Annotated in this window: 21 protein-coding genes; 12 read left to right on the top strand and 9 right to left on the bottom strand. The window is 70.7% G+C overall.

Annotation, left to right across the window (positions count from 1 at the left end):
* Window positions 1-47 precede the first annotated feature (47 nt).
* Both ACZ6ZI_RS10115 and ACZ6ZI_RS10110 read left to right on the top strand, forming a co-directional pair.
* On the top strand, window positions 48-998 hold the full coding sequence (locus tag ACZ6ZI_RS10115) for a GNAT family N-acetyltransferase (RefSeq protein WP_469518388.1): 951 nt from the start codon (window positions 48-50) through the stop codon (window positions 996-998).
* A gap of 74 nt (window positions 999-1,072) precedes the next feature.
* A complete protein-coding gene (locus ACZ6ZI_RS10110) occupies window positions 1,073-1,534 on the top strand; it encodes a GNAT family N-acetyltransferase (protein ID WP_469518386.1) in 462 nt (153 codons plus the stop codon).
* A 2-nt stretch (window positions 1,535-1,536) separates the two neighbouring features.
* Here ACZ6ZI_RS10110 and ACZ6ZI_RS10105 read toward each other — a convergent pair whose 3' ends face one another.
* A complete protein-coding gene (locus tag ACZ6ZI_RS10105; protein ID WP_469518384.1) occupies window positions 1,537-2,922 on the bottom strand; it encodes a serine hydrolase domain-containing protein in 1,386 nt (461 codons plus the stop codon).
* A 9-nt stretch (window positions 2,923-2,931) separates the two neighbouring features.
* Window positions 2,932-4,395 (bottom strand): replicative DNA helicase, encoded by a 1,464-nt coding sequence (dnaB, locus tag ACZ6ZI_RS10100; protein ID WP_363053734.1) that lies wholly within the window; start codon window positions 4,393-4,395, stop codon window positions 2,932-2,934.
* A gap of 452 nt (window positions 4,396-4,847) precedes the next feature.
* Here dnaB and ACZ6ZI_RS10095 point away from each other — a divergent pair, with 452 nt between their 5' ends.
* Complete coding sequence (locus tag ACZ6ZI_RS10095; RefSeq protein WP_469518382.1) at window positions 4,848-6,185, top strand: MATE family efflux transporter; 1,338 nt, start codon at window positions 4,848-4,850, stop codon at window positions 6,183-6,185.
* Between the two features lie 216 nt (window positions 6,186-6,401).
* Here the strand turns inward: ACZ6ZI_RS10095 and rplI are convergent, their stop codons facing one another.
* The 4 genes from rplI to rpsF form a co-directional block, all read right to left on the bottom strand.
* Entirely contained in the window at window positions 6,402-6,848 is a 447-nt protein-coding gene (gene rplI / locus ACZ6ZI_RS10090; RefSeq protein WP_363053520.1) for a 50S ribosomal protein L9, read from the bottom strand.
* An 18-nt stretch (window positions 6,849-6,866) separates the two neighbouring features.
* On the bottom strand, window positions 6,867-7,103 hold the full coding sequence (rpsR, locus tag ACZ6ZI_RS10085) for a 30S ribosomal protein S18 (protein ID WP_005315025.1): 237 nt from the start codon (window positions 7,101-7,103) through the stop codon (window positions 6,867-6,869).
* A gap of 43 nt (window positions 7,104-7,146) precedes the next feature.
* Window positions 7,147-7,740 carry a single-stranded DNA-binding protein gene (locus ACZ6ZI_RS10080; protein ID WP_469518380.1) on the bottom strand — a complete coding sequence of 198 codons (594 nt, stop codon included), beginning with the start codon at window positions 7,738-7,740 and terminating at the stop codon, window positions 7,147-7,149.
* 73 nt (window positions 7,741-7,813) lie between these two features.
* Window positions 7,814-8,104, bottom strand: coding sequence for a 30S ribosomal protein S6 (gene rpsF / locus ACZ6ZI_RS10075; protein ID WP_004950685.1), 291 nt, complete (start codon window positions 8,102-8,104; stop codon window positions 7,814-7,816).
* Between the two features lie 249 nt (window positions 8,105-8,353).
* On the opposite strand from rpsF, the gene ACZ6ZI_RS10070 reads away from it, so the two are divergent.
* The 3 genes from ACZ6ZI_RS10070 (at window position 8,354) to ACZ6ZI_RS10060 (ending at window position 11,044) form a co-directional block, all read left to right on the top strand.
* Window positions 8,354-8,686: a hypothetical protein gene (locus tag ACZ6ZI_RS10070; RefSeq protein ID WP_469518377.1), complete on the top strand. Its 333-nt coding sequence runs from the start codon at window positions 8,354-8,356 to the stop codon at window positions 8,684-8,686.
* Between the two features lie 131 nt (window positions 8,687-8,817).
* Window positions 8,818-9,936, top strand: a complete 1,119-nt coding sequence (locus tag ACZ6ZI_RS10065) for a lipid II:glycine glycyltransferase FemX (protein WP_363053523.1) — start codon at window positions 8,818-8,820, stop codon at window positions 9,934-9,936.
* Window positions 9,937-10,012: 76 nt separating this feature from the next.
* Entirely contained in the window at window positions 10,013-11,044 is a 1,032-nt protein-coding gene (locus ACZ6ZI_RS10060; protein WP_469518375.1) for an alanine racemase, read from the top strand.
* Window positions 11,045-11,073: 29 nt separating this feature from the next.
* Here the strand turns inward: ACZ6ZI_RS10060 and ACZ6ZI_RS10055 are convergent, their stop codons facing one another.
* Complete coding sequence (locus tag ACZ6ZI_RS10055; protein ID WP_469518373.1) at window positions 11,074-12,558, bottom strand: glycosyltransferase family 87 protein; 1,485 nt, start codon at window positions 12,556-12,558, stop codon at window positions 11,074-11,076.
* Between the two features lie 185 nt (window positions 12,559-12,743).
* Window positions 12,744-15,395, bottom strand: a complete 2,652-nt coding sequence (locus ACZ6ZI_RS10050; protein ID WP_469518371.1) for a transglycosylase domain-containing protein — start codon at window positions 15,393-15,395, stop codon at window positions 12,744-12,746.
* Window positions 15,396-15,666: 271 nt separating this feature from the next.
* Here ACZ6ZI_RS10050 and ACZ6ZI_RS10045 point away from each other — a divergent pair, with 271 nt between their 5' ends.
* From ACZ6ZI_RS10045 to ACZ6ZI_RS10035, 3 genes are all read left to right on the top strand, one after another.
* Window positions 15,667-16,269 (top strand): PadR family transcriptional regulator, encoded by a 603-nt coding sequence (locus ACZ6ZI_RS10045; protein ID WP_363053527.1) that lies wholly within the window; start codon window positions 15,667-15,669, stop codon window positions 16,267-16,269.
* Window positions 16,270-16,319: 50 nt separating this feature from the next.
* Complete coding sequence (locus ACZ6ZI_RS10040) at window positions 16,320-17,402, top strand: inositol-3-phosphate synthase (RefSeq protein ID WP_363053528.1); 1,083 nt, start codon at window positions 16,320-16,322, stop codon at window positions 17,400-17,402.
* A 113-nt stretch (window positions 17,403-17,515) separates the two neighbouring features.
* Window positions 17,516-18,811 (top strand): MFS transporter, encoded by a 1,296-nt coding sequence (locus ACZ6ZI_RS10035; RefSeq protein ID WP_469518367.1) that lies wholly within the window; start codon window positions 17,516-17,518, stop codon window positions 18,809-18,811.
* Between the two features lie 116 nt (window positions 18,812-18,927).
* Here the strand turns inward: ACZ6ZI_RS10035 and ACZ6ZI_RS10030 are convergent, their stop codons facing one another.
* On the bottom strand, window positions 18,928-20,412 hold the full coding sequence (locus ACZ6ZI_RS10030; protein ID WP_469518364.1) for a CCA tRNA nucleotidyltransferase: 1,485 nt from the start codon (window positions 20,410-20,412) through the stop codon (window positions 18,928-18,930).
* A 183-nt stretch (window positions 20,413-20,595) separates the two neighbouring features.
* Here ACZ6ZI_RS10030 and ACZ6ZI_RS10025 point away from each other — a divergent pair, with 183 nt between their 5' ends.
* The 3 genes from ACZ6ZI_RS10025 (at window position 20,596) to ACZ6ZI_RS10015 (ending at window position 26,947) form a co-directional block, all read left to right on the top strand.
* Window positions 20,596-22,863: a DUF6049 family protein gene (locus ACZ6ZI_RS10025; protein WP_469518362.1), complete on the top strand. Its 2,268-nt coding sequence runs from the start codon at window positions 20,596-20,598 to the stop codon at window positions 22,861-22,863.
* A gap of 46 nt (window positions 22,864-22,909) precedes the next feature.
* Window positions 22,910-25,102 carry a murein biosynthesis integral membrane protein MurJ gene (murJ, locus tag ACZ6ZI_RS10020; protein WP_363053532.1) on the top strand — a complete coding sequence of 731 codons (2,193 nt, stop codon included), beginning with the start codon at window positions 22,910-22,912 and terminating at the stop codon, window positions 25,100-25,102.
* 126 nt (window positions 25,103-25,228) lie between these two features.
* Window positions 25,229-26,947 carry a protein kinase family protein gene (locus ACZ6ZI_RS10015; protein WP_469518359.1) on the top strand — a complete coding sequence of 573 codons (1,719 nt, stop codon included), beginning with the start codon at window positions 25,229-25,231 and terminating at the stop codon, window positions 26,945-26,947.
* Window positions 26,948-26,971 lie beyond the last annotated feature (24 nt).

Here is a 26,971-nt window from a genome sequence, read left to right as displayed (position 1 = left end):
AACATCGCCCCCTCGGTCTCCCAAATCCTCTGGACGCGCCCTGATCGATGATCCAGTCTGGGCCGGTGACACCATCACCGCTGACCGACCTGCCCATTCGCGCGCTGAGGTTGGACGACCTCCTTCCCTGCGCCGACCTGTCCGAGGATCGTGGCTGGCCACGCGAGGAGAACAGGTGGGGACTGCTGCTCGCCGCCGGGGACGGCTACGGGATCGACGCCCCCGACGGCCAGGGGCTCGCGGCCGTCTGTGTCGTCACCCGTTACGGGGACCACCGGGGCAAGCCCGACCTCGCCGCCATCGGGATGGTCCTCGTCGCCGACCGATACGCCCGCAAGGGGCTGGGGCGCCGTCTGATGACCCACGTGTGCGACGAGGTGCTCGCCGGCATCCCGCTCACCCTGCACGCCACGCCCTTCGGCCGACCGCTCTACGAGCAGCTCGGCTTCGATGCCACGGGACGCGTGGAGATGGTCCGGGGCCACTTCCGCCCCGCCCCCGAGGAGCCCACCACCCCTGACGCCGCCGTCGGCGCCGCTCCCGTCTCCGCTGCGGCCGCCGCCCCGGTCTCCGTACGGGCCGCCACGGCCGAGGACCTCACCGGGATCATCCGGCTGGACAACGAGGTCTTCGGCACCGACCGGACCCACATGATCACGCGGATGCCCGCCTACGCGGACCGCCTGCTGGTGGCCGAGGACCCCTCCGGCACCCTCGTCGGGTACGCGTCCGTCTGGCCCAGCATGGACACGCACATCGTCGGCCCGCTGATCGCCCGGGACGACGCGACGGCCCGCGCCCTGGTGACCGAGGCCGCCGCCGGCACCGAACGCCCCCTGCGCACCGACGTCGACGTACGCCACGAGGAGCTCCTCGCGTGGCTGAAGGAGCGCGGCCTCGCCTCGCTGACCTTCAACGACGTCATGGTCCGCGACGTACCCGGACTTCCCGGCGACTGGACCCGGCGCTGGGCACCCTTCACCCTGGCCACCGGCTGACCCGGCGGGCCGTCCTCGCCACGTCCCACCGCGTCCCCTCGGGGACGGATCGAACAGACAAGGACCACCGCACCGTGACCCGTTCCACCGACCTCGACATCCGTCCCGCCACCGAGGCCGACCTGCCGGAGATCGTCGCGATGCTCGCCGACGACCCGCTGGGCGCCGGCCGCGAGTCCCCGGACGACCTCGCCCCGTACCGCGCGGCCCTCAAGCGCCTGACGGACGACCCCCACCAGCACGTGGTGGTCGCCGTCCGCGACGGACGCGTCGTCGGCACCCTCCAGCTGACGTTCGTCCCCGGACTGTCCCGCAAGGGCGCCACCCGCTCCATCATCGAGGGGGTACGGGTCCACGCGGACGAACGCGGCAGCGGGCTGGGCACCCTCTTCATCGAGTGGGCCGTCGAGCGGTCCCGCCAGGAGAACTGCTCGCTCGTGCAGCTCACCTCCGACGCCACCCGCACCGATGCCCACCGCTTCTACGAGCGGCTCGGCTTCACCGCCTCGCACGTCGGGTTCAAGCTCCAGCTCTGAGGTCAGCCGATGCCCCGCCAGCCCCGCGGGTCGACTCCGCCGGGCACCGGGGCGCCCTCGTCGTAGGGCTCGCGGGTGAAGACGAACGAGCCGAGGTCCAGGTGGCTCACGGTGCCGTCGCCACGCCGCACGGCGCGCAGCGTCTCACCCGCGTAGTAACCCGTCAGGCCCGTCCACGTGCCGTCGTCCTCGGCGCGGAAGCGGGCCGTGCGGCCCACCGCCCCCGCCGGGCCGAGCTCCAGGGAACCGTCCGACCGCAGGCGCAGCACCTGGGCCGCGGTGCCCCAGTACCAGGTTCCGCACAGCTCCAGCGGCACGCGGGCGTCCTCGGTGAACGGGCGCCAGGGTTCCGGGAAGCGCGGCTCCGCGTCGGCGACGATCCCGATGAGGTCCGCCGCCACCGTGCCGGTCGCCACCCCGGAGGTGCAGTTCGCCAGGACCACCGCCGCCAGATCGTCGGCCTCGCTCATCCACAGCCCGGCCACGAACCCGGGCAGGGATCCGTTGTGCCCGACGAGGCGCCGCCCCGCGGCCTCGGAGAGCTGGAGGCCCAATCCGTAGCCGAGGTCGGCGAACCCGGGCTCGCCCGGCGCGGAGGGGGCGCGCATCTCCCGTACGCTCGCGGCGCTCAGCACCCGCTCGTCCCCGCGTGCCAGGAAGACCGCGAAGCGGGCCAGGTCGGTGGTCGTGGACCACAACTGCCCTGCGGGGGCCATCAGTCCGAGGTCCTCGGCGGGCTCCGGCATCATCACGTCCGCCCACGGGTGCACGGCCCAGCCCCCGGCGTGCGGCGCCCGCGGCAGGCCGCTCGTGCGGTGCAGGCCCAGCGGTTCCAGCACCTCGGCGCGCAGCACCTCCTCCCAGGGCCGGCCGCGCAGGGCCTCGACGAGCGAACCCAGCAGCGTGTAGCCGGGGTTGGAGTAGTGGAACCTGCGCCCCGGGGCGTGCTTGAACGGCTCCTCGCCCAGCACCTCGGCGAGCGTCGGCCGCAGCTCCGCGGACGAGCGCTCCCACCACTGCCCGGGGGTCTCGGCGGCCAAACCTCCGGTGTGCGCCAGCAGTTGGGCGATGGTCACCTCGTCCGCGCCGCTCCCGGGCAGGTGCTTGCCCAGGGGGTCGGAGAGGTCCAGCAGGCCCTCGTCACGCAGTCGCATGACCAGAACGGCCGTGAACGTCTTGGTGATCGAGCCGATGCGGTACTGGACGTCGCCGTCCGGCCCGTGGCCCTCGACCGAGGTGCGGGAGCCCTCCCAGACCACCCGCCCGCCCCGCACGACGGCCGCCACCAGGGAGGGGGCGCGCCCCTCGCTCTGTGCGACGGCGATCCGGTGACGCAGCGCGCGCCGGGTGGAGGGGAGCGGTTCGAGGTCTTCGGAAAGGGCGTCCATGCCCGGATGCTACGTGTTGGCCATGTCCACGAACCGCGAATAATGCCCCTGGAAGGCCACGGTGATGGTCGCGGTGGGACCGTTTCGGTGCTTGGCGACGATCAGGTCGGCCTCGCCCGCGCGCGGGGACTCCTTCTCGTAGGCGTCCTCTCGGTGCAGCAGGATCACCATGTCGGCGTCCTGCTCGATGGAACCGGATTCACGCAGGTCGGAGACCATCGGCTTCTTGTCGGTGCGCTGTTCGGGGCCACGGTTCAGCTGGGAGAGCGCGATCACCGGGACCTCCAGCTCCTTGGCCAGCAGCTTGAGGTTTCGGGACATGTCCGAGACTTCCTGCTGGCGGCTCTCGGGCCGGCGCGAGCCGCCGGACTGCATCAGCTGGAGGTAGTCGATGACGACGAGCGACAGATCGTTGCGCTGCTTGAGGCGCCGGCACTTGGCCCGGATCTCCATCATCGACAGGTTCGGCGAGTCGTCGATGTAGAGGGGGGCGGCCGAGACGTCGGGCATGCGGCGGGCGAGCCGGGTCCAGTCGTCGTCGGTCATGGTGCCCGAACGCATGTGGTGCAGGGCAACGCGGGCCTCCGCCGAGAGGAGGCGCATCGCGATCTCGTTGCGGCCCATTTCGAGGGAGAAGATCACGCTCGGCAGGTTGCTCTTGATGGAGCAGGCGCGCGCGAAGTCCAGCGCGAGCGTCGACTTGCCCATGGCGGGACGCGCGGCGATGACGATCATCTGGCCGGGGTGCAGGCCGTTGGTCAGCGAGTCGAGGTCCGTGAACCCGGTGGGGACGCCCGACATCTGCCCGCTGCGCGAGCCGATCGCCTCGATCTCGTCGAGCGCGCCCTCCATGATGTCGCCGAGCGGCAGGTAGTCCTCCGAGGTCCGCTGCTCGGTGACGGCGTAGATCTCGGCCTGGGCGCTGTTGACGATCTCGTCGACGTCGCCGTCCGCCGCGTAGCCCATCTGCGTGATCTTCGTACCGGCGGCGACCAGGCGGCGCAGGACGGCACGCTCGTGGACGATCTCCGCGTAGTACTCGGCGTTGGCCGCCGTGGGGACGGACTGCACGAGGGTGTGCAGGTACGAGGCCCCGCCGACCTTGGAGATCTCGCCGCGCCGGGTCAGCTCCGCGCCGACGGTGATCGGGTCGGCGGGCTCTCCCTTGGCGTACAGGTCGAGGATGGCCTGGTAGATCGTCTCGTGGGAGGGCCGGTAGAAGTCGTGGCCCTTGAGGACCTCGACGACGTCGGCGATCGCGTCCTTGGAGAGCAGCATGCCGCCGAGGACCGACTGCTCGGCGTCGAGGTCCTGCGGGGGGACCCGCTCGAAGCCGCCGCCACCACCGTCCCAGGAGCCGCCCTCGCGGCCCTGGTCGTCCTGGTCGTCACGACGGCCGCGGCCCTCGCCGTTCCGGCGCGGACGGGCGGGCAGACGGTCACTGGGACCGCTGTCGGCCCAGGGGTCGTCCATGGGCTCGGGCATGCTCACCGGGCCACCTCCTCCCGTCCGCAACGCGGACCTCGCCGTGTCACTCTTTCTACGACACGGCTCTGACATTTGGGGCGCCCGGAACGGCTGTCGGCGCGTCGGGCAACGCCCAACGGTAGGGCCGCGAGCGGCGTCAGCCAATCTTGTTATCCACAGGCTGTGTGGATGAGATGTGGACGACGGTCCCAATGCTGTGGGTAACTCGCCCGAAGCTGTGCACGGACCGGGGGACGGTGCTGTGGACAAAATCACCCGACCCACCCCCACACCCTATCTGACCTGCACTTTCGACACCTTCGGGCTGTGCAGGAGAAAAATCTTCGCCACTGTCTCAAGATCGCCTCCAACGAGGCGGGAAGAACGCCCAAGTCAGAGACTCTGTAAGGATTGCAACACCCTTGCATCCATTACCTGTGGAAGATTAGATTGGGCACATGACACAGGCGCCCACAGCTGCGAAGACCGCCCCGAGACGGCACGACCGCGAGATCCTCGCCCTGGCCGTGCCGGCCTTCGGCGCCCTCGTCGCCGAACCCCTCTTCGTGATGGCCGACAGCGCCATCGTGGGCCACCTCGGCACCCCCCAGCTGGCCGGGCTCGGCGTCGCCGCCGCCCTCCTCACCACCGCCGTGAGCGTCTTCGTCTTCCTCGCCTACGCCACCACCGCGGCCGTCGCCCGCAGGGTCGGCGCGGGCGACCTCCCGGCCGCCATACGCCAGGGCATGGACGGCATCTGGCTGGCCCTGCTGCTCGGCGCCGCCGTCGTGGCCGTCGTCCTGCCCACCGCGCCCTCGCTCATCTCCCTGTTCGGCGCCTCGGACACCGTGGCCCCCTTCGCGATCACCTACCTGCGGATCTCCGCCCTCGGCATCCCCGCGATGCTCGTGGTGCTCGCCGCCACCGGCGTCATCCGCGGCCTCCAGGACACCCGTACGCCGCTCTACGTGGCCATCGGCGGCTTCGCCCTCAACGGCGTCCTGAACGTCGCCCTGGTCTACGGGGCGGACCTCGGCATCGCCGGCTCCGCCTGGGGCACCGTCATCGCCCAGTGCGCCATGGCCGCCGTCTACCTCGTCGTGGTCATCCGGGGGGCCCGCCGCCACGGCGCCTCCCTGCGCCCCGACGCGGCCGGCATCCGGGCCTGCGCCCAGGCCGGCGTCCCGCTGCTGGTCCGCACCCTGTCCCTGCGCGCCATCCTGATGATCGCCACCGCCGTGGCCGCCCGGCTCGGGGACGCCGACATCGCCGCCCACCAGATCCTGCTGTCCCTGTGGAGCCTGCTCGCGTTCGCGCTGGACGCCATCGCCATCGCCGGTCAGGCCATCATCGGCCGCTACCTGGGAGCCGGCGACACCGAGGGCGCCCGCGACGTCTGCCGGCGCATGGTGCGGTGGGGCATCGGCTCCGGCATCGTGCTCGGACTGCTGGTGGTCCTGGCCCGCCCGGTCTTCATCCCGCTGTTCACCAGCGACCCGGTGGTGGAGGACGCCCTGCTGCCCGCCCTGCTCGTCGTCGCGCTGTCCCAGCCGGTCTCCGGGGTCGTCTTCGTCCTGGACGGCGTGCTGATGGGCGCCGGCGACGGCCCCTACCTCGCCCGGGCCATGCTGCTGACCCTCGCCGTGTTCGCCCCCGCGGCCCTGCTCGTCCCCGCCCTCGGCGGCGGTCTGACCGCCCTGTGGTGGGCCATGACCCTGATGATGCTGGTCCGGATGGTCACCCTCCAGCTGCGGGCCCGTTCCGGACGCTGGCTGGTCGCGGGCGCCACCCGCTGACGCACGCAGGCCGCGCACCTGCCCCCGCCGTCACGCTCGGAGCCCCGAAGCCCCGGCCCCCGGCCCCGTGTTTCACGTGAAACACGGGGATCGGTCGCGTTTCACGTGAAACATCACCGCCGGCCCCGCCGCCCCGGAGGACCTCGGAAGCACCGGAAGACCCCGGGAACGACGAAGGGCCGCACCCCGAGGGGTGCGGCCCTTCATGCGCTGCCCTTAGGCGGCGACGACCTCGATGCCCACGTTCGCGGCGACCTCGGCGTGCAGACGCACGGAGACCTGGTACGAACCGAGGGTCTTGATCGGGGAGCCCAGCTCCACGCGACGCTTGTCGACCTTCGGGCCACCGGACGCCTCGATCGCCGTGGCGATGTCGGACGGCGTCACGGAGCCGAAGAGACGACCGGCGTCACCCGCGCGGGTGGCCAGACGGACCTTGACACCCTCGAGACGGGCCTTGACCTCGTTGGCCTGCTCGATGGTCGCGATCTCGTGGATCTTGCGGGCGCGGCGGATCTGCGCCACGTCCTTCTCGCCACCCTTGGTCCAGCGGATCGCGAAACCACGCGGGACCAGGTAGTTGCGAGCGTAACCGTCCTTGACGTCGACGACATCGCCGGCGGTGCCGAGGCCAGAGACCTCGTGGGTCAGGATGATCTTCATTAGTCGGTCACCCTTTCCTTATCGCGCGGTGGACGTGTAGGGCAGCAGCGCCATCTCACGGCTGTTCTTCACGGCCGTGGCGACGTCACGCTGGTGCTGCGTGCAGTTGCCGGTAACGCGGCGGGCACGGATCTTGCCGCGGTCGGAAATGAACTTCCGCAGCATGTTCGTGTCCTTGTAGTCCACGTACGCGGTCTTGTCCTTGCAGAACGCGCAGACCTTCTTCTTAGGCTTGCGCACAGGCGGCTTCGCCATTGTGTCTCTCCTGTGTGATCAAGAAGTGGGGATACGGGCTGCCCTAGAAGGGCGGCTCGTCCGAGTAGCCACCGCCGGAGCCGCCGGAGCTTCCGCCCCAGCCGCCCCCGCCGCCCTGCTGCTGACCGCCGGCCGGCGCGCTGGACGCCCACGGGTCGTCGGAGGGAGCTCCGCCGCCCTGCGGGGCGCCGCCGCCGCTGGGGGCTCCGCCCCAGCCGCCGCCGCCACCCTGCTGCTGACCGCCGCCGCCGTAACCACCCTGGCCGCCGCGACCCGTGGTCTTGGCGACCTTGGCCGTGGCGTTCTTCAGGCTGGGGCCGACTTCCTCGACGTCCAGCTCGTAGACCGTGCGCTTGACACCCTCACGGTCCTCGTACGACCGCTGCCTCAGCCGGCCCTGCACGATGACGCGCATGCCCCGCTGGAGGGACTCGGCGACGTTCTCCGCCGCCTGCCGCCACACCGAGCAGGTCAGGAACAGGCTCTCGCCGTCCTTCCACTCGTTGGTCTGACGGTCGAAGGTGCGGGGGGTGGACGCGACACGGAACTTCGCGACCGCCGCACCCGAGGGGGTGAAGCGCAGCTCGGGGTCGTCGACGAGATTGCCGACGACCGTGATGACGGTCTCGCCTGCCATGGATGAACCTCTCGGCGGGGATTGCTGCTGGGGCTGCTGTGCTACTCGATCCCGATTACCGCTGAACCGAGGTTCAGTGGGTCTCGGGGCGAAGGACCTTGGTCCGGAGAACCGACTCGTTCAGGTTCATCTGGCGGTCGAGCTCCTTGACGACCGCAGGCTCGGCCTGCAGGTCGATGACCGAGTAGATGCCCTCGGGCTTCTTCTTGATCTCGTAAGCGAGACGACGACGGCCCCAGGTGTCGACCTTCTCGACCTTTCCGTTGCCCTCACGGACGACGGAGAGGAAGTTCTCGATCAGCGGGGAGACAGCGCGCTCCTCGAGATCGGGGTCGAGGATGACCATCACTTCGTAGTGACGCATGTGGAACCCACCTCCTTTGGACTCAGCGGCCACGGTCGTTCCGTGGCAGGAGGGTCGTGATGCGTGCGCACGGCGTCCGAGAGCAGACACCGCGCAGACCGTACAGAGTACCCGCTCGCCTCCTTCCGGTTGAAATCCGGCGGTGACCGGCCGCAATCTGTACTCATCGGGTGTGCTCGGTGCTACGCCCCGACCCCCGTCGGGACGGCCCCGCAGCACCGCTCTGCGTCAGCCAGGAGGTGCCTTCCGATGGCACAGGCAATGCACGGCCAGTCCCCCTCCGCCTCGCCCCCGGCGATCTCCCTGCTCGCCACCGACGGCAAGCCCCATCCGCTCCAGGACACCCTGATGGCCGTCACGCTGGCCCTCGGTGCCGTGGCGTTCGTCACTGCGTTCTTCCACAACCTGCACCTGCTGACCTCGTGGGCCGGACTGATCGGAATCGCGACCGGGGCCTACGGGCAGTTCATCTCCGAAACGACACGCGAGCGCTTCGCACTGATCATCGGCCTTGGCGCGTCTGCCCTCGGCTTCTTCCTCGGCATGGCCCACGGCGGCCTCTTCGGCGGCTGGCTGGGCTGACCGGGGGACCTCCTCGACGGGGCGCCGGCGGACCTCCGCCCCGGCCTACGGCCCGTCCCCCAGATGGGTGGCGCCCCCGTCGCAGTAGGCTTCGCGCCATAGCCAGCGAAGCCGCCGAGGAGACGCCCCGCATGAGCCTGTCCCTGAGGACCATCAGCCGAGAGCAGCATCTGGGTTACCTCCAGAGCCTGCCGTCGGCGAGCCACTGCCAGGTCCCGGCGTGGGCCGACGTCAAGAACGAGTGGCGTTCGGAGAACCTCGGTTGGTTCGACGCCCACGGTGAACTCGTCGGCGCCGCGCTCGTGTTGTACCGGCAGCTGCCCAAGGTGAAGCGCTACCTCGCGTACCTCCCCGAGGGGCCCGTCATCAACTGGTTCGCCCCGAATCTGGAGGAATGGCTCCAGCCGATGCTGGCGCACCTCAAGCAGCAGGGCGCCTTCACCGTGAAGATGGGTCCGCCCGTCGTCATCCGGCGCTGGAACGCCGCCGCGATCAAGTCCGGCATCCAGGACCCGGACGTCAAGCGCCTGCGCGACGTGGAGGCTTCGGTCATCGAGCCCCGCGCCTTCGAGGTGTCCGACAAGCTGCGCCGCATGGGCTGGCAGCAGGCCGAGGACGGCGGCGCCGGCTTCGGCGACGTACAGCCGCGCTACGTCTTCCAGGTGCCGCTGGCGAACCGCTCGCTGGACGACGTCCTCAAGGGCTTCAACCAGCTGTGGCGCCGCAACATCAAGAAGGCCGAGAAGGCCGGCGTCGAGGTCGTCCAGGGCGGCTACGAGGACCTGCCGACCTGGCAGCACCTCTACGAGATCACCGCCGAGCGCGACAAGTTCCGCCCCCGCCCGCTCAGTTACTTCCAGCGCCAGTGGACGGCCCTCAACTCCGAGGACCCGAACCGGATGCGGCTGTACATCGCGACGCACGAGGGGGAGCCGCTGGCCGCCGCCACGATGCTCACCGTCGGCCAGCACGTCTGGTACTCCTACGGCGCCTCCGCCAACCACAAGCGCGAGGTCCGCCCCTCCAACGCGATGCAGTGGCGCATGCTGCGCGATTCCTACGCGCTCGGCGCCAGCGTCTACGACCTGCGCGGCATCAGTGACACCCTGGACGAGAACGACCACCTGTTCGGTCTCATCCAGTTCAAGGTGGGTACCGGCGGCGAGGCCGTCGAGTACGTCGGCGAGTGGGACTTCCCGCTCAACAAGATGCTGCACAAGGCGCTCGACATCTACATGTCGCGCCGCTGACCCCCCGCTCCACCCCACCCCACACACACCGCACCGGCTGCACCACGCAGCCTTCCGAGAGAGGCTCCGGACGGGCATGGCGCTCACGCTCTACGTCGACACCGCGCGCTGGCGTGCGCACCAGAAGCAGATCATCGACCAGTTCCCCGGACTGATCCCGGTCTGCAAGGGCAACGGCTACGGCTTCGGCCACGAGCGGCTGTGCGAGGAGGCGACCCGGATGGGCGCCGACATCCTGGCCGTGGGCACGACGTACGAGGCGGCCAAAATCAAGGACTGGTTCGGCGGTGACCTGCTCGTCCTCACCCCGTTCCGGCGCGGCGAGGAACCGGTGCCGCTGCCGGACCGGGTGATCCGTTCGGTCTCCTCGGTGGACGGGGTCCGCGGTCTGGTCGGCGCCCGCGTGGTCATCGAGTGCATGAGCTCGATGCGCCGCCACGGCATCTCCGAGCAGGACCTGGGCCTGCTCCAGTCGGCGATCGAGGACGTGCGGCTGGAGGGCTTCGCCCTCCACCTGCCGCTGGACCGCCCGGACGGCTCGGACGCCGTCGAGGAGGTCATCGGCTGGATGGACCGGCTGCGCGCGGCCCGGCTGCCGCTGCACACCATGTTCGTCAGCCACCTGCGGGCCGAGGAGCTGGCGCGCCTCCAGCAGCAGTTCCCGCAGACCCGCTTCCGGGCCCGCATCGGCACCCGGCTGTGGCTCGGCGACCACGAGGCGACGCAGTACCGCGGCTCGGTCCTGGACGTCACCCGCGTCGGCAAGGGGGACCGCTTCGGCTACCGGCAGCAGAAGGCCGCCTCGGACGGCTGGCTGGTCGTCGTCGCGGGCGGCACCTCGCACGGTGTGGGCCTGGAGGCCCCCAAGGCCCTGCACGGGGTGATGCCGCGTGCCAAGGGCGTCGCCCGGGCCGGTCTGGCCACGGTCAACCGCAACCTGTCGCCCTTCGTGTGGGCGGGCAAGCAGCGGTGGTTCGCGGAGCCGCCGCACATGCAGGTGTCGATCCTGTTCGTGCCCTCGGACGCCACCGAGCCGAAGGTGGGCGACGAGCTGGTCGCGCACCTGCGGCACACCACCACCCAGTTCGACCGGGTGCTCGACGCCTGAGCCCCGCCTGACGGGCCCCGCCGGGCCCGTCAGCGACCGGGGTCCGTGCCCCAGTCGACCCGCTGTCCCACGGAAGGCGCCGCGTCCCGCGGCGCCTTCCGTGCTTCCCTCAGGGTGAACACGTCCTCGGCGCCGTCCAGGACGCCGCCGGAGGGGTCGTCGGCGCCGTCGCGCCGTACGACGTCGTGTTCGGGCAGCAGGATGTCGCGCACCACCACGGCGCACAGGTAGATCGTCGCCAGCAGGTGGGCGGCGATGGCCAGCTGGTAGCCCTCCACGGGCAGGCCCTGGTGCTTGTCGCCGCTGGAGGTGTAGGCGAGGTAGAACCAGATCCCGAGGTAGTAGAGGACCTCGCCGGCCTGCCAGATCAGGAAGTCCCGCCAGCGGGGCCGGGCGAGCGCGGCGAGCGGGATGAGCCACAGCACGTACTGCGGCGAGTAGACCTTGTTGGCGAGGATGAACGCCGCCACCACCAGGAAGGCCAGCTGGGCGAAGCGGGGCCGGCGCGGGGCCGTCAGGGTGAGCAGCCCGATGGACAGGCACAGCAGCAGCGTGAGGCCCGTCGCGTAGGTGTTGGCCCCGTCCAGGGGGTTGCCGGTGCGCTGCGAGATCAGCAGCCAGACGGAGCCGAAGTCGATGGGCCGCTCCTGGCTGAAGACGTAGAAGCGCTTCCAGCCGTCCCAGGCGACGTACATGACGGGAACGTTGACGGCGAGCCATGCGGCGACGGCCGCGAGGGTGGCCGCGCCGAAGGCCCGCCACCTGCCCGCCCGCCAGCAGAGCACGAACAGGACCCCGAGCAGCAGGACGGGGTAGAGCTTGGCGGCGGTGGCCAGGCCGATGGCGACACCGGCGAGGGCGGGCCGGCCGCGCGACCACATCAGCATGGCGACGGCGGTCAGGGCGACGGCCGGCAGGTCCCAGTTGATGGTGGCCGTGAGCGCGAAGGCGGGGGCCAGGGCGAGCAGCAGGGCGTCCCAGGGCCGGTTGCGGTGGGTGCGGGCGACGCAGACGGCGATGACCGCGGCGCAGATCATCAGCATGCCCGCGTTGACCATCCAGTACATCTGCTCGCGGTGCTGGATGCTGCCGGCGGTGGGCGTGAGCCAGGAGGCGACCTGCATGAAGGCCCCGGTGAGCACCGGGTACTCCAGGTACTCCATGCCGCCGAACTTCGGGTCCGTGGCGATGTCGGGGAACTTGTCGACGTACGGCGTGAGCCCCTCGGCGAAGCCCCGGGCGGAGTACAGGTGCGGGATGTCCGAGTAGCAGGCGTGCGTGTACTGGGAGGCCGCTCCGCGGAACCAGGCCCAGTCGTAGCAGGGCGCCTTCTGCGCCATGCCGAGCGCGAACATGCCGAGCATGACGAGGGCCACGACGCGTACGGGGTTCAGCCAGTGGCCACCGAGGCGGGCGCGGCGGCCGATCGGGCCGCCGATGAGCTCGCTGCCGGCCGCCGCGACCTCGTCCTGCTGCGTGGGCAGTACGGGCCGGTCCTCGTGCACCTGGGTCATGCGCTCATCCTGCCGTACCGCACCGGACACGGGCGAGGGCCGTCGCGGCGGTGCGACGGCCCTCTGGTGGTGCGGTGGTGCGGTCGTGCGTGGTGCGGTGGTGCGTGGTGCGGTGGTGCGTGGTGCGGGTGGGTGCGGTCACCGGCCGGGGAGCGGCGGGTGGTCGACCCGGATCGATCGGGGGGTCAGCCGCCGATGCCCATGTTGGCTCCCCAGTTGGTCGTACCGCCGGGACGGCCGGGCCGGCCCGTGTACGTCGGGGAGGGCTCGCCGCCGCCGGCGCCCCCGTCGTTGCCGCCGGTGGGCAGTCCGCCGTTGGTGGTGCCGCCCCGGCCGCCGTTGCCTCCGCCGGGGCCGTTGCCGCCGTTGCCCCCGTTGCCCGCGCCGCCGGTGTTCGTCGGGTCGCACAGGTTCCACGGGCCGGGACGGCAGCTCGGCTTGCCGTCGTCGGACGGGGAGGGCGAGACCGTCGACGGGGAGGTCGAGGGGGAGGTGGAGGGGGAGACCGACGGCGACGGGGACGCCGCCGGGGTCGGGGTGGGCGCGCCGGCCGCGTCCGCGGTGACGCCGATGTCCTCGGCCTCGGGGAACTGCTTGACCGGGGTGTCCTTGAGGGCCTCGCGCATGTACTCGGTCCAGATCACGGCCGGGATGTCACCACCGTGGATGGAGTCGACACCGCCCACGTGGTTCATGGACAGCAGCTTGCGGTCCTTGCCCTTGGCGTTCGGGTCGTTGCGGAAGAGGGTCACCGAGGTGGACAGCTGCGGGGTGTAGCCGACGAACCAGGCCGACTTGTTCTGGTCGGTGGTGCCGGTCTTGCCGGCGGCCGGCCGGCCCAGCTTCTTCGCCTTGGTGCCGGTGCCGTTCTCGACGACGTTGCGGAGCACCTTGGTGATGTTGTCGGCGATGTCGTCGTCCATGGCCCGGGCCTCCTTCGGGGGCTCGAACCCGGGCAGCTCCTTGCCTCCCTTGACGACCGACTGCACCGAGTAGGGCTCGCGGTGGGTGCCGGAGGCGGCGAAGGTCGCGTAGGAGTCGGCCATGCGGATGGCGCTGGGCGTCGAGGTGCCGAGGGCGAAGGAGGCGTTGTTGTTCGCGTCCATCGACTCCTCCAGGATGCCCGTGGACTTGGCCACCGAGCGGACCTTGCTGTGGCCGACGTCGAAGACGAGCTGGGCGAAGGGCACGTTGATCGACTGGCGCATCGCCTCGTTGAGGGTCACGTAGCCGTGGGCCTCGGGGCTCTCGTTCTTCTGGCGGAAGGGCTGTCCGTTGGAGCCGAGCAGCGGCTTGCCCTCGCGGTTGTTGATCACCGCGAGGTCGTCGCCGTTGTACTTGCTGTCGATCGAGATGCCCGAGCCCTTGGAGTTCTGCGTGCCGTACTGCATGGCCGCGGCCAGGACGTAGGGCTTCCAGGTCGAGCCGACGGGGACGCCGGAGGTGTTGGCGTTGTTGCTGAAGTGCTTCTGGTCGAAGCCGGGGCCGCCGTACAGGGCGACGATCGCTCCCGTCTTCACGTCCACCGAGGCGGCTCCGACCTGCACGAACGTGTCGTACTCGGGGCGCTTCTTCACGTCGAGGAAGTCGTTGCGGGTGTCCTCGACGGCCTTCACTAGGGCGTCGACCCGGGGCTTCTCGAAGGTGGTGCGGATCGTGTAGCCGCCCATCGCCAGCTTCTCCGCGGTGATGTCGCCGGTCTTCATCACGTAGGCCTTGGCCACGTCGACGAGGTAGCCGGTCTGCCCGCCCATGCCACGGGCCTGCTCGGACTCCACGCGGGCCGGGAAGTCGGAGTCCTTGTACTTGTCGCGCTCGGCCTTCGTCATCCGGCCGACGGCGACCTCGCGGTCCAGGACCCAGGCCCAGCGGGCGCGGGCGCGCTTCTCGTTGGCCTCGGGGGTGGCGGCGGTGCCGATGCCGCCGTCCGGGTTGTAGAGGTTCGGACCCTTGAGCAGGGAGGCGAGGAAGGCGCTCTCGGACGGGTTGAGGTCCTTGCAGTCCTTGCCGAAGTAGGCGCGGGCGGCGGCCTGGATCCCGTAGGCGTCCCGACCGTAGTAGGCGGTGTTCAGGTAGCCGGCGAGGACGACGTCCTTCTCCTCCGTCATGCCCAGGCGCAGCGCGATGAACAGCTCGGTGGCCTTGCGCTTGAGGGTCTGCTCGGAGTCCAGGTACGTGTTCTTCACGTACTGCTGGGTGATGGTCGAGCCGCCCTGGGTGGAGCCGCCGGTGGCCATGTTCACCACGGCGCGGGCGATGCCCATCGGGTCGACGCCCTTGTCCGTCTCGAAGGACTCGTTCTCCGCGGCGATCACGGCGTTCCGCATCGACACGGGGATCTGATCGATGCTGACGATCTGGCGGTTCGTGGAACCGCCCGTGGCGACCATCTGCGTGCCGTCGGCCCACTGGAAGACGTTGTTCTGCGCCTCCGCCGCCTTGTTGGCGTCGGGCGTGCCCACGCTGGCGATGCCGATGCCGGCGCCCGCCACGATGACGGCGAAGAAGCCGAGGAAGGTGCCGCCGACCAGCTTCCAGGAGGGGACGAAGCGCTTCCAACCGGCCTTGCCCGCGCGGGGGTAGTCGATGAACCGGCTTCCGCCCCGATCCCCCCCGCCCGCGGGGCGTCCGCGGCCGGGGGCCGCGCGGCGGTCGGCCCGGCGGGCGTCGGCGCGACCGCCGTACGGGGCCTGGCCGCCCGGCGGGCCGGCGGGGGAGCCGGGGGGTACCTCCCGCCCGGGACCGGCGCCCCGTCCCGGGCGCTGCTGGGCAGCCCGGCGGGAGGCGGCGCGGCCGCCGCCCTGGGACTGCGGCGGTTTGCGGCGGTGCTCGCTCATCGAACGACTACTCCTCGGGCAGGCGAGTGGCCTGGAAGCGGCAAACGGATTCCGGTTAGCGCGGTTTCTGCCCGCACAGACTACGCACGGTCAAAACCCGACCAGTGCCGAAGTTCACCCCAAATCAGGCACTTCACGTCGTACGAATTGGTGATGTGACGCCGGTCACCACGCCACCACTTGTAGCCGGAGTCCACCCGTTCTATCGTCTGGATGTATCGAGCCGATACATCAGCTCGACATAAACTCAGAGGCAGAGAGAGGCAGGCGGATGAGCAGACGCTCCGGCATCCTCGAGTTCGCCGTCCTCGGCCTGCTTCGCGAATCCCCCATGCACGGTTACGAGCTGCGCAAGCGGCTCAACACCTCGCTGGGGGTCTTCAGGGCGTTCAGCTACGGGACCCTCTATCCCTGCCTCAAGACGCTGGTCGCCAACGGCTGGTTGATCGAGGAGCCGGGCAGCGCCCCGGAGGACGCACTCGCCGCTTCACTCGCAGGGCGCCGCGCCAAGATCGTCTACCGGTTGACGGCCGCGGGCAAGGAGCACTTCGAGGAGCTCCTGTCCCACACCGGCCCCGACACCTGGGAAGACGAGTCCTTCGCCGCTCGCTTCGCCTTCTTCGGCCAGACCGAACGAGACGTGCGGATGCGCGTGCTGGAAGGCCGCCGCAGCCGGCTGGAGGAGCGCCTCGAAAAGATGCGCGCCTCCCTCGCCCGGACCCGGGAGCGTCTCGACGACTACACGCTCGAACTGCAACGCCACGGAATGGAATCCGTGGAGCGGGAAGTGCGCTGGCTGAACGAGCTCATCGAGAGCGAGCGGGCGGGACGGGATCGCAGACGACCCGGCCCGCCCGACCACACTGCAAAGTGAGGCCTGCATCTCGCAGGCCTCGTTCCGAGAACAAACAGGGAGCAACCGGAATGGGTTCGGTTCGCGTAGCCATCGTCGGCGTGGGCAACTGCGCCGCCTCGCTGGTGCAGGGCGTCGAGTACTACAAGGACGCCGACCCGGCGTCCAAGGTCCCCGGGCTGATGCACGTCCAGTTCGGCGACTACCACGTGCGCGACATCGAGTTCGTCGCCGCGTTCGACGTCGACGCGAAGAAGGTCGGCCTCGACCTCTCCGACGCCATCGGCGCCAGCGAGAACAACACCATCAAGATCTGCGACGTCCCGAACTCCGGCGTGACCGTCCAGCGCGGCCACACCCTGGACGGCCTGGGCAAGTACTACCGCCTGACGATCGAGGAGTCCGCCGAGGCCCCCGTCGACGTCGTCCAGATCCTCAAGGACCGTCAGGTCGACGTCCTGATCTGCTACCTGCCCGTCGGTTCCGAGGACGCGGCGAAGTTCTACGCCCAGTGCGCCATCGACGCCAAGGTCGCCTTCGTCAACGCCCTCCCGGTCTTCATCGCCGGCACCAAGGAGTGGGCCGACAAGTTCACCGAGGCCGGTGTCCCGATCGTCGGCGACGACATCAAGTCCCAGGTCGGCGCCACCATCACGCACCGCGTGATGGCGAAGCTGTTCGAGGACCGCGGTGTCCGTCTCGAGCGCACCATGCAGCTCAACGTCGGCGGCAACATGGACTTCAAGAACATGCTCGAGCGCGACCGCCTCGAGTCGAAGAAGATCTCCAAGACGCAGGCCGTCACCTCGCAGATCCCCGACCGTGAGCTCGGCGAGAAGAACGTCCACATCGGCCCGTCCGACTACGTGGCGTGGCTCGACGACCGCAAGTGGGCCTACGTCCGCCTCGAGGGTCGCGCCTTCGGCGACGTCCCGCTGAACCTCGAGTACAAGCTCGAGGTGTGGGACTCCCCGAACTCCGCCGGTGTCATCATCGACGCCCTGCGCGCCGCGAAGATCGCCAAGGACCGCGGCGTCGGTGGCCCGATCCTGTCGGCGTCCAGCTACTTCATGAAGTCCCCGCCGGTCCAGTACTTCGACGACGAGGCCTACGCGAACGTCGAGAAGTTCATCAAGGGCGAGGTCGAGCGCTAGTCGCCGCGAGGATCCGCGCGTCCCTTCGGGACACCCGGTCTTCGACTGATCTTCCGCCGTGGGTCCCCGGACAATGTGTCCGGGGACCCACGGCGTATGTGACCCTTGCCCTCATGCCTGTCGTACGTGATCTGCGCGTACTCCTGCGCCTGAGGGACTTCCGCAACCTGCTCGCCGTACGGCTGCTCTCGCAGGCCGCCGACGGTGTCTACCAGGTCGCGCTCGCCACCTACGTGGTGTTCTCCCCGGAGAAGCAGGCCTCGCCCGCGGCCATCGCCTCGGCCATGGCCGTCCTGTTGCTGCCCTACTCGGTGATCGGCCCCTTCGCCGGGGTCCTGCTCGACCGCTGGCGCCGTCGCCAGGTCTTCCTCTACGGCAACCTGCTGCGGGCCTTCCTCGCCTGCGTGACCGGCATGCTGATCGTGGCCCACGTACCGGACTGGCTCTTCTACGCCTCCGCCCTGTCCGTGACCGCCGTGAACCGCTTCGTCCTCGCCGGCCTCGCCGCTTCCCTGCCCCGCGTCGTCGACCCCGCCCTGCTGGTCACGGCGAACGCCCTCTCGCCCACCGCCGGGACCCTCGCGGCCGTCGCCGGCGGCGGCCTGGCCTTCCTCGTGCGGCTCCTGGGCTCGGGCTCCAACGCCGTGGTGGTGCTGCTGGGCGCCGCCCTCTACCTGGGCGCGGCCCTCGTCGCCCTGCGCCTGGCCGTCGACCTGCTGGGGCCCGACCATCCGCCCGGCAGGGTCCACCCCTCTCCGCTGGAGGGGGTCGCGCTCACCGCCCGCGGCATGGTCGAGGGCCTGCGGCACTTGGCCGAGCGGCGCGAGGCCGCCCTGGCGCTCACCGCGATGACCCTGATGCGGTTCTGCTACGGGGCGCTCACGGTGATGCTGCTGATGCTCTGCCGCTACTCCTGGTCGGACAACGAGTCGGACGGCCTGGCCCTGCTGGGCATCGCCGTCGGGGTCTCCGGTGCCGGGTTCTTCGCGGCGGCCGTGATCACGCCCTGGCTCGTGACCCGGCTGGGCCCCGCTGCCTGGATCGGCTGCTGCGCCGCCGGCTCGGCCGTGCTGGTCCCGGCGCTGGGGCTGTTCTTCGCCCCCGGGCCGATGCTCGTGGCCGCGTTCGTCCTCGGTCTGGCCACGCAGGGCGCGAAGATCTCCACCGACACGGTCGTGCAGTCCCGGGTGGACGACGACTTCCGGGGCCGGGTCTTCTCGGTCTACGACGTGCTGTTCAACGTCGCCTTCGTCGGGGCCGCCGCGGTCTCCGCGCTGATGCTCCCCGTCGACGGCCGGTCCGTCGCGCTGATCATCGGCGTGGCCCTGATCTACGGCGGCACGGCCGCGCTCCTGCGCCGACAGGGGCAGACCTCGCTCCGCGAGGGGCGCCCGCGACGTTTCACGTGAAACATCGCGCACCGGACGCAGCGCCCGGGCCTCCGCGTCGACGGCTGTCGATGTTGTCGCTGTTTCACGTGAAACAGCGACGGCCCTCGACGAACATCGACGCGGAGGATCACACGTCAGGCGCCCGGGGTCGCCGTGGTCTGCGCGGCCCACCACTCCTTGAGGGCGGCGACGGCGGCGTCGCGCGCCATCGGGCCGTTCTCCAGACGCAGGTCCAGCAGGAAGGCGTAGGCCTTGCCCACCGCGGGGCCCGGCTTGATCTCCAGGATCTGCTGGATCTCGTTGCCGTCCAGGTCGGGGCGGATCGCGTCCAGCTCCTCCTGCTCCTGGAGCTGGGCGATCCGCTCCTCCAGCCCGTCGTAGGTACGGGAGAGGGCGTTGGCCTTGCGCTTGTTGCGCGTGGTGCAGTCCGACCGGGTCAGCTTGTGCAGGCGGTCGAGCAGCGGACCGGCGTCGCGGACGTAGCGCCGCACCGCCGAGTCGGTCCACTCCCCGTCCCCGTAGCCGTGGAAGCGCAGGTGCAGCTCCACCAGCCGGGACACGTCCTTGACCATGTCGTTCGAGTACTTCAGCGCCGTCATGCGCTTCTTGGTCATCTTCGCGCCCACCACCTCGTGGTGGTGGAAGGAGACCCGACCGTCGCTCTCGAAGCGGCGGGTGCGGGGCTTGCCGATGTCGTGCAGCAGGGCCGCGAGCCGCAGCACCAGGTCGGGACCGTCCTCCTCCAGCGCGATCGCCTGCTCCAGCACGATCAGCGAGTGGTCGTAGACGTCCTTGTGGCGGTGGTGCTCGTCGCTCTCCAGTCGCAGCGCGGGCAGCTCCGGCAGCACCCGGTCCGCGAGCCCGGTGTCCACGAGCAGCCCCAGGCCCTTGCGGGGGTGCGCGGACAGCAGGAGCTTGTTCAGCTCGCCCTGGATCCGCTCCGCCGAGACGATCTCGATCCGGTCCGACATCTCCTTCATCGCGGTCACCACCTCGGGCGCCACCTCGAAGTCCAGCTGCGCGGCGAAACGGGCCGCGCGCAGCATGCGCAGCGGATCGTCGGAGAAGGACTCCTCGGGGGTGCCGGGCGTGCGCAGCACCCCGGCGGCGAGGTCCTCCAGGCCACCGTGGGGGTCCACGAACTCCTGCTCGGGCAGGGCCAGCGCCATGGCGTTGACGGTGAAGTCGCGCCGGACGAGGTCTTCCTCGATCGAGTCGCCGTAGGAGACCTCGGGCTTGCGGGAGGTGCGGTCGTACGCCTCGGAGCGGTACGTGGTCACCTCGATCTGGAAGCTCCGCTCGGCGTCCCCGACGCGGGCCGCCTTCTGGGCGCCGATCGTGCCGAAGGCGATGCCGATGTCCCACACCGAGTCGGCCCACGGCCGCACGATCTTGAGGACGTCCTCGGGACGCGCGTCGGTGGTGAAGTCGAGGTCGTTGCCGAGACGCCCGAGCAACGCGTCACGGACGGAGCCTCCGACCAGGGCGAGGCGGAAGCCCGCCTCCTGGAAGCGGCGGCCGAGCTCGTCGGCGACGGGCGCGACCCGCAGCAGTTCACTGACCGCGCGGCGCTGCACCTGACTCAGGGCACTGGGGTTGTCTTCATTGGCGTTCGGCACAACAGAAAAGGGTACGTGGCCCGCCCGGTCCGGGCTCCCCCGTTTCCGCAGGCCCCGCCATCCCGCACCCCCTGCGGTCCCGATCATGTGGAGCAAGCCGCGGCACTCGCGCACAGCGCGCCTCGTTACCATGCGTGGACGCACAACCGACGACCACTGACACTTCGAGGGACGGGCGAGCGCGTGGCCGAGGCGGCAGAGAACCACGGGGCGTCGCCCGCCCCTGCCCGGCGCCGGTGGCTGCGACGGGCGGCCGTCCTGCTCACCGGGACGCCGGTGCTCGCCGCGTTGATCTACGCCCCCGCCCCGCCGGCGCAGGCGGCCGATTCCGCCGTCGACGTGCAGCTGACCGAGGTGGCGCCCAGCGCGCCGGTCAAGAGCGACACGCTGACGATCTCGGGAACGGTGGTCAACAACGGCCGCGAGACGATCAAGAACGCCCACGTCGGTCTGCGCGTCGGCCCCCGGCTGGGCGACCGGTCGGCCATCGACGAGGTCGCCGACCGCAAGGGGTTCCGGCCCGGGGTGGATCCGGGGGAGATCGACCAGGCCTTCTCCGTGAAGATCGACTCGCTGCCCTCCAAGGTCGACCAGCAGTTCACGATCAAGGTCCCGGTCAACCGGCTCGACCTGGGCGCGGACGGCGTCTACCAGCTCGGGGTCTCCCTGTCCGGGGCCACCGACAGCCGACCGAACGAGCAGGTCCTCGGGATCCAGCGGACGTTCCTGCCCTGGCAGCCCGATCCGGCCGCCAAGCGCTCCTCCCTGACCTACGTGTGGCCGCTGGTCTCCACCACCCACGTCACGGCGGAAACGGGCTCGGACGAGCTCCAGACCCCCGTGTTCCTCGACGACTCGCTCGCGGACGAGCTGCGGCCCGGCGGCCGACTGGAGCGCATGGTCTCGCTCGGCAAGGACCTGCCGATCACCTGGGTCATCGACCCCGACCTGCTCACCACCGTCGACGCCATGACGAAGGGCTACCGCGTCCGCAGCCCCGAACCGGGCGGCAAGCCCGTCCAGGGGCGGAACAAGGCCGTCGCCGAGCAGTGGCTGAACTCCCTGGAGAGCGCCGTCCAGGGCAAGAAGGTCGTCGCCCTGCCCTTCGCCGACCCGGACCTGGCCTCCCTCGCCCACCACGGCAAGGACGTCTCGGGCACCCTGGGCCAGCTCCGGCCCGCGACCGACAAGGCGAGGGACACCGTCGAGACGGTGCTCCACGTCACGCCGTCGACCGACTTCTCCTGGCCCGTGGACGGCGCGATCGACCCGTCGATCGTCAACGTCGCCACCTCGGCCGGCGCGCACAACGTCCTGACCCGCAGCGACAGCCTCCAGGAGACCGGCGCCCTCGGCTACACCCCGACGGCCGCGCGCCCCATCGGCGCCGGCACGACCGCCGTGGTCGCGGACGCGGAGCTCTCCACCGCCTTCGAGGGCGACATGGCCCGCGCGGGCGGCTCCACCCTGGCCGTGCAGCAGTTCCTGGCCCACAGCCTCGCCCTGAACCTGCACGACAGCCCGGAGCCGCGCAGCTACGTGGTGACCCCCCAGCGCAGGCCCACGGCCACCCAGGCGGAGTCGATGGCGACCGCCCTGCGCGGGCTCCAGGGCGCCCGCTGGACGCAGCCCTCCGACCTGGAGGCGGCGGCCGCGGCCAAGCCCGACCCGGGGGCCGCGACGCAGGTGCCCGGCGCCGGCCAGTACCCGGAGTCGCTCGCCAAGGAGGAGCTTCCCGTCTCGGCCTTCGAGCAGATCCGCACCACGCAGAACACCCTCGACCACTTCAAGGTCATCCTGACGGCCCCGGACCGGGTCGAGATCCCCTTCGGGAACACCACCAACCGGGAGATGTCGACCTCCTGGCGCGGTCGCCCCGACCAGGCCCGCGAGTACCGCGACCAGGTCCAGGAGTACCTGCTGGGACTGACCGAGAAGGTCAAGGTCGTCCCGAAGTCGGACGCCACCCTGTCCGGACACAGCGCGACGATCCCGGTCAGCGTCCAGAACAGTCTGGTGCAGGACGTCCACAACCTCGTGCTCCGCGTGAAGTCCGCCAATCCCACGCGTCTGATGTTCGGCGACAGCGGCGAAGCGGAACAGGAAGTCACCGTCCAGGGCGGGCACAGCCAGACGGTAAAGTTCACCGCCAACGCCACTGCGAGCGGTCCCGTCGAGGTCACCGCACGTCTCTTCACCAAGGACGGCGTGCCGTACGGCAAGGAACGGAAGTTCACCGTCGAGGCAACCGAGATCACCCCCACCGTCATGCTCGTCATCGCCGGCGGTGTTCTCCTGCTGGTCCTGGCAGGCATCAAGATGTACGCCAGCCGCAAGCGCGTCGCCGCGCGTGCGGTCGCCGAGGACAGCACGCAGCCGAGTGACGAGTCCCCGGACACCGAACCGCAAAGCGCGGAGGGGTCCGGCACGGGTGAGACAGTGGACCGTTGAGCAATGCCGTGGCCGGTCGGCCTGGGGACGATGAGGTGGGGTTGCGATGAACGCGCCGTACGACGGTGACCGAGCGCAGGGCACTGGTGGGCCGACGCCCTCCCAGGGCACTGCCCCGGGCACTCCGGTGCCCGGACAGGTTCCGGCGCCCGCGCCCGCGCCGGAACACGACCCCTACGTCCACGACCCCTACGTCCAGGACGCCTACGACCACGACCCCTACCGGGGCCAGGACCTGTCGGCCCAGGACCCCGTGGCCGAGGTGCTCTACGACCGCGCCTCCCACCCCCCGCCGCCGCCGGGCACCTACCAGGAGGCAGGCCCGCTCTACGCGGCCCCGCAGGCCCACTCCCACGGCCCCGACCCCCGCGTCTGGGCGCAGACCCCGCCCCCCGAACCGGACGGCCCCTCCCGCCACCTCCCCTACGGCGACCACGCGACGACGACGCAGTTCGTCGGAGTGGACTCCCTGGTGACCAGCGCCGCGGAGGAGCAGCAGGAGCCGGACGCCTTCACCCACCTCTACCGCGACCAGCAGGCGGTGCCGCGTCCCCCGGTGGAGGAGGCGCCCGTGGCGGCCCCCGCCCCGACGAAGCCCGCCGGGCGGGCCGCCGGCCTGATGAAGTCCAGCGCCCTGATGGCCGCGGGCACGATCGTCTCCCGCATCACCGGCTTCGCGCGCACGCTGGTGATCGCCGGCGCCATCGGCGTCGCCTCCCTCAACGACAGCTACCAGGTCGCCAACACCCTCCCGACGATGATCTACGTGCTCGTCGGCGGCGGCGCCCTCAACGCGGTCTTCATCCCGCAGCTCGTCCGGGCCATGAAGAACGACGAGGACGGCGGCGAGGCGTACGCCAACCGCCTGCTCACCCTGGTCGTGGTGCTGCTGGGCGCGGTGACCACCATCTGCGTGTTCGCGGCACCGCTGTTCATCGCGATGATGTCGCAGAAGATCGCCGACAGTCCGGAACGCATGGACATCGCGGTGGCCTTCGCGCACTACTGCCTGCCCACCATGTTCTTCATGGGCGTGCACGTGGTGCTCGGTCAGATCCTCAACGCCCGCGGCCGGTTCGGCGCGATGATGTGGACCCCGGTCCTCAACAACATCGTCGTCATCGCCACCTTCGGCGCCTTCATCTGGGCCTTCGGCGGTTTCACCAGCACCGGCGTCACCGAGGCGACCATCACCCCCGAGGGCGTCCGCCTGTTGGGCATCGGCACCCTGCTCGGCCTCGCCGTCCAGTCCCTCGCGATGCTCCCCTACCTCCGCGACGCCGGCTTCCGGCCGCGCCTGCGCTTCGACTGGAAGGGCCACGGCCTCGGCAAGGCCGCGGGCCTGGCCAAGTGGACCTTCTTCTTCGTCCTCGCCAACCAGATCGGTCTGGTCGTCGTCACCCAGCTCGCCACCTGGGCGGGTGAGGTCGCCGACAAGCAGGGCCACGGCGGTACCGGCATCACCGGCTACAACTACGCCCTGCTCCTGTGGCAGATGCCGCAGGCCATCATCACCGTCTCCGTCATGACGGCCGTGCTGCCCCGCATCTCGCGCTCCGCCCACGACGGCGACGCCGCCGCCGTCCGCGACGACATCTCCTACGGCCTGCGCACCTCGGCCGTGGCGATCGTCCCCTGCGCCTTCGCCTTCCTCGCGCTCGGCGTACCGATGTCCACGCTGCTGTACGCGAGCACCGGCGCCGACGACGCCACCAACATCGGCTTCATCCTGATGGCGTTCGGCCTCGGCCTGATCCCGTACTCCGTGCAGTACGTGGTCCTGCGCGGCTTCTACGCCTACGAGGACACCCGGACCCCCTTCTACAACACGGTCATCGTCGCCGCGGTCAACGCGAGCGTCTCCGCCCTCGCCTTCTTCGTGCTGCCGGCCCGCTGGGCCGTCGTCGGCATGGGAGCCGCCTACGGCCTCGGCTACGCGGTCGGAGTCGGCGTGGCCTGGCGCCGCCTGAAGAACCGTCTGGGCGGCGACCTCGACGGCGCCCACGTCATGCGCACCTACACCCGCCTGATCGGCGCCTGCGTCCCGGCCGCGGCCGTCGCCGGGGCCGTGGCCTACGGGGTCACCCTCTGGCTGGGCAACGGGGCGCTCGGCTCCCTGGCGGCCCTCGTGGCGGGCGCCGCGGCCCTGGGCGCGGTGTTCCTCGTCGCCGCGAAGCGGATGCGGATCGAAGAGCTCAACGCCATGGTCGGGATGGTCCGCGGACGTCTGGGACGCTGATGCGTCCACCCGCCCCCGATTCGAGACCTCTTCGCGTGTCGTGCGGAGCGCCGGACTGTGGGCACAATTGGCATGGCTTCGCAGACTGGCCGACAGCGCGCAACGGATGGGGAGGCAGGGACGACGGTGGCGGAACGTAGCACGGCTGCCGTCGACGTGGCCGACAACAGCGGCGAGCAGCCGCCGGCCGCGCACGCGGCCAAGGCCACGGCCGACGGGGTGGACACCCAGAACGGACGAGCCGCGGACGGATCCATGCCCGAAAAGGACGGCGAACGCGCCGGTGCGGCACCCGCGACCGCGCCCGAACTCCACAGCGGCCACAAGCTCGCGAGGCGCTACCGCCTCGAGGAGTGCGTCACCCGTCTGGACGGATTCAGCAGCTGGCGCGCGATGGACGAGAAGCTGCGCCGCGCGGTGGGGGTCCACCTGCTGCCCGCGGACCACCCGCGGGCCCGCACCGTCCTGGCCGCCGCCCGCTCCTCCGCGCTGCTCGGCGACCCCCGGTTCGTCCAGGTCCTCGACGCCGTCGAGGAGAACGACCTCGTCTACGTGGTCCACGAGTGGCTGCCGGACGCCACGGAACTCACCGCCGTCCTCGCCGCCGGACCGCTGGAGCCCCACGAGGCCTACCAGCTCGTCAGCCAGGTCTCCCAGGCCATGGCGGCGGCGCACCGGGAGGGCCTCGCCCACCTGCGCCTGACCCCGAGCGCGATACTGCGGACGTCGAGCGGCCAGTACCGCATCCGCGGTCTCGCCGTGAACGCCGCCCTGCGCGGCATCACGAGCGACACCCCACAGCGGGCCGACACCGAGGCCATCGGCGCCCTGCTGTACGCCGCCCTCACCCAGCGGTGGCCCTACGAGACCGACGCCTACGGGCTGGCCGGCCTGCCCAAGGGCATCGGGCTGATCGCCCCCGACCAGGTCCGCGCCGGCGTGCACCGGGGACTGGGCGAGCTGGCCATGCGCGCCCTCGCCAACGACGGCGCCACCGCGTCCCGCCAGGAGCCCGCCTGCACCACCCCGGAGGAGCTCTCCAAGGCGGTCGCCGCGATGCCGCGCATCCGGCCGCCGGAGCCCGCCTTCACGGCGCCCCCGGAGTACCAGCACACCACCTACCAGCAGGGCAGCTACGGCCGTCCCCTGGCCACCGGCATGACCACGGCCCAGTCCGTCGTGGTCGGCCCCCCGCCGCCCCCGCTCCAGAGCCGGACCGGCCGTGCGCTCAAGTGGGGCGTGGCCGCGCTGCTCATCGCCGCCCTCGGCCTGGGCAGCTGGCAGCTCGCCGACTCCCTGCTCGACCACAACAAGCAGAACGGCGACACCAACCAGACGACGCAGCAGGGCCCCGACGGCACCGCGGAGAAGAAGGACCCCGTCCCCCTCGCCATCAAGGGCGCCGCCGAGTACTACCCGGACGGCAAGGCACAGAACGCCGACGGGGTCTCCAAGACCTTCGACGCGGACAGCTCCAGCTACTGGCGCACGAAGAGCTACAACGAGGGCCCCAAGTTCGAGATCAAGTCCGGCGTCGGGATCATCTACGACCTCGGCTCCGAGCAGGAGGTCAGGGCCGCCTCGATAGCGTTGAAGCACGCGGGCGACCACACCACCCTGGCGCTGTACGCGGCCGACTCCATGCACCCGAAGAACTCGGTCGACGGCATGAAGAAGATCGTGGGGGCGACGACCAAGGACTCCAGCGTGAACCTGACCGTCGAGACTCCGGTCAAGGCGCGCTACGTCCTGCTGTGGATCACCGAAGTCCCCTACGCGGGCTACGACGACTTCAGCCAGGCCGGTTACAAGCAGGGCATCACGGATGTGAAGTTCAAGGGCTGACGCACACAGGGGGAGGGGCTCACC

Source organism: Streptomyces sp. NPDC103540 (assembly GCF_055584445.1).
This window is presented reverse-complemented; position numbering and strand designations above follow the sequence as displayed.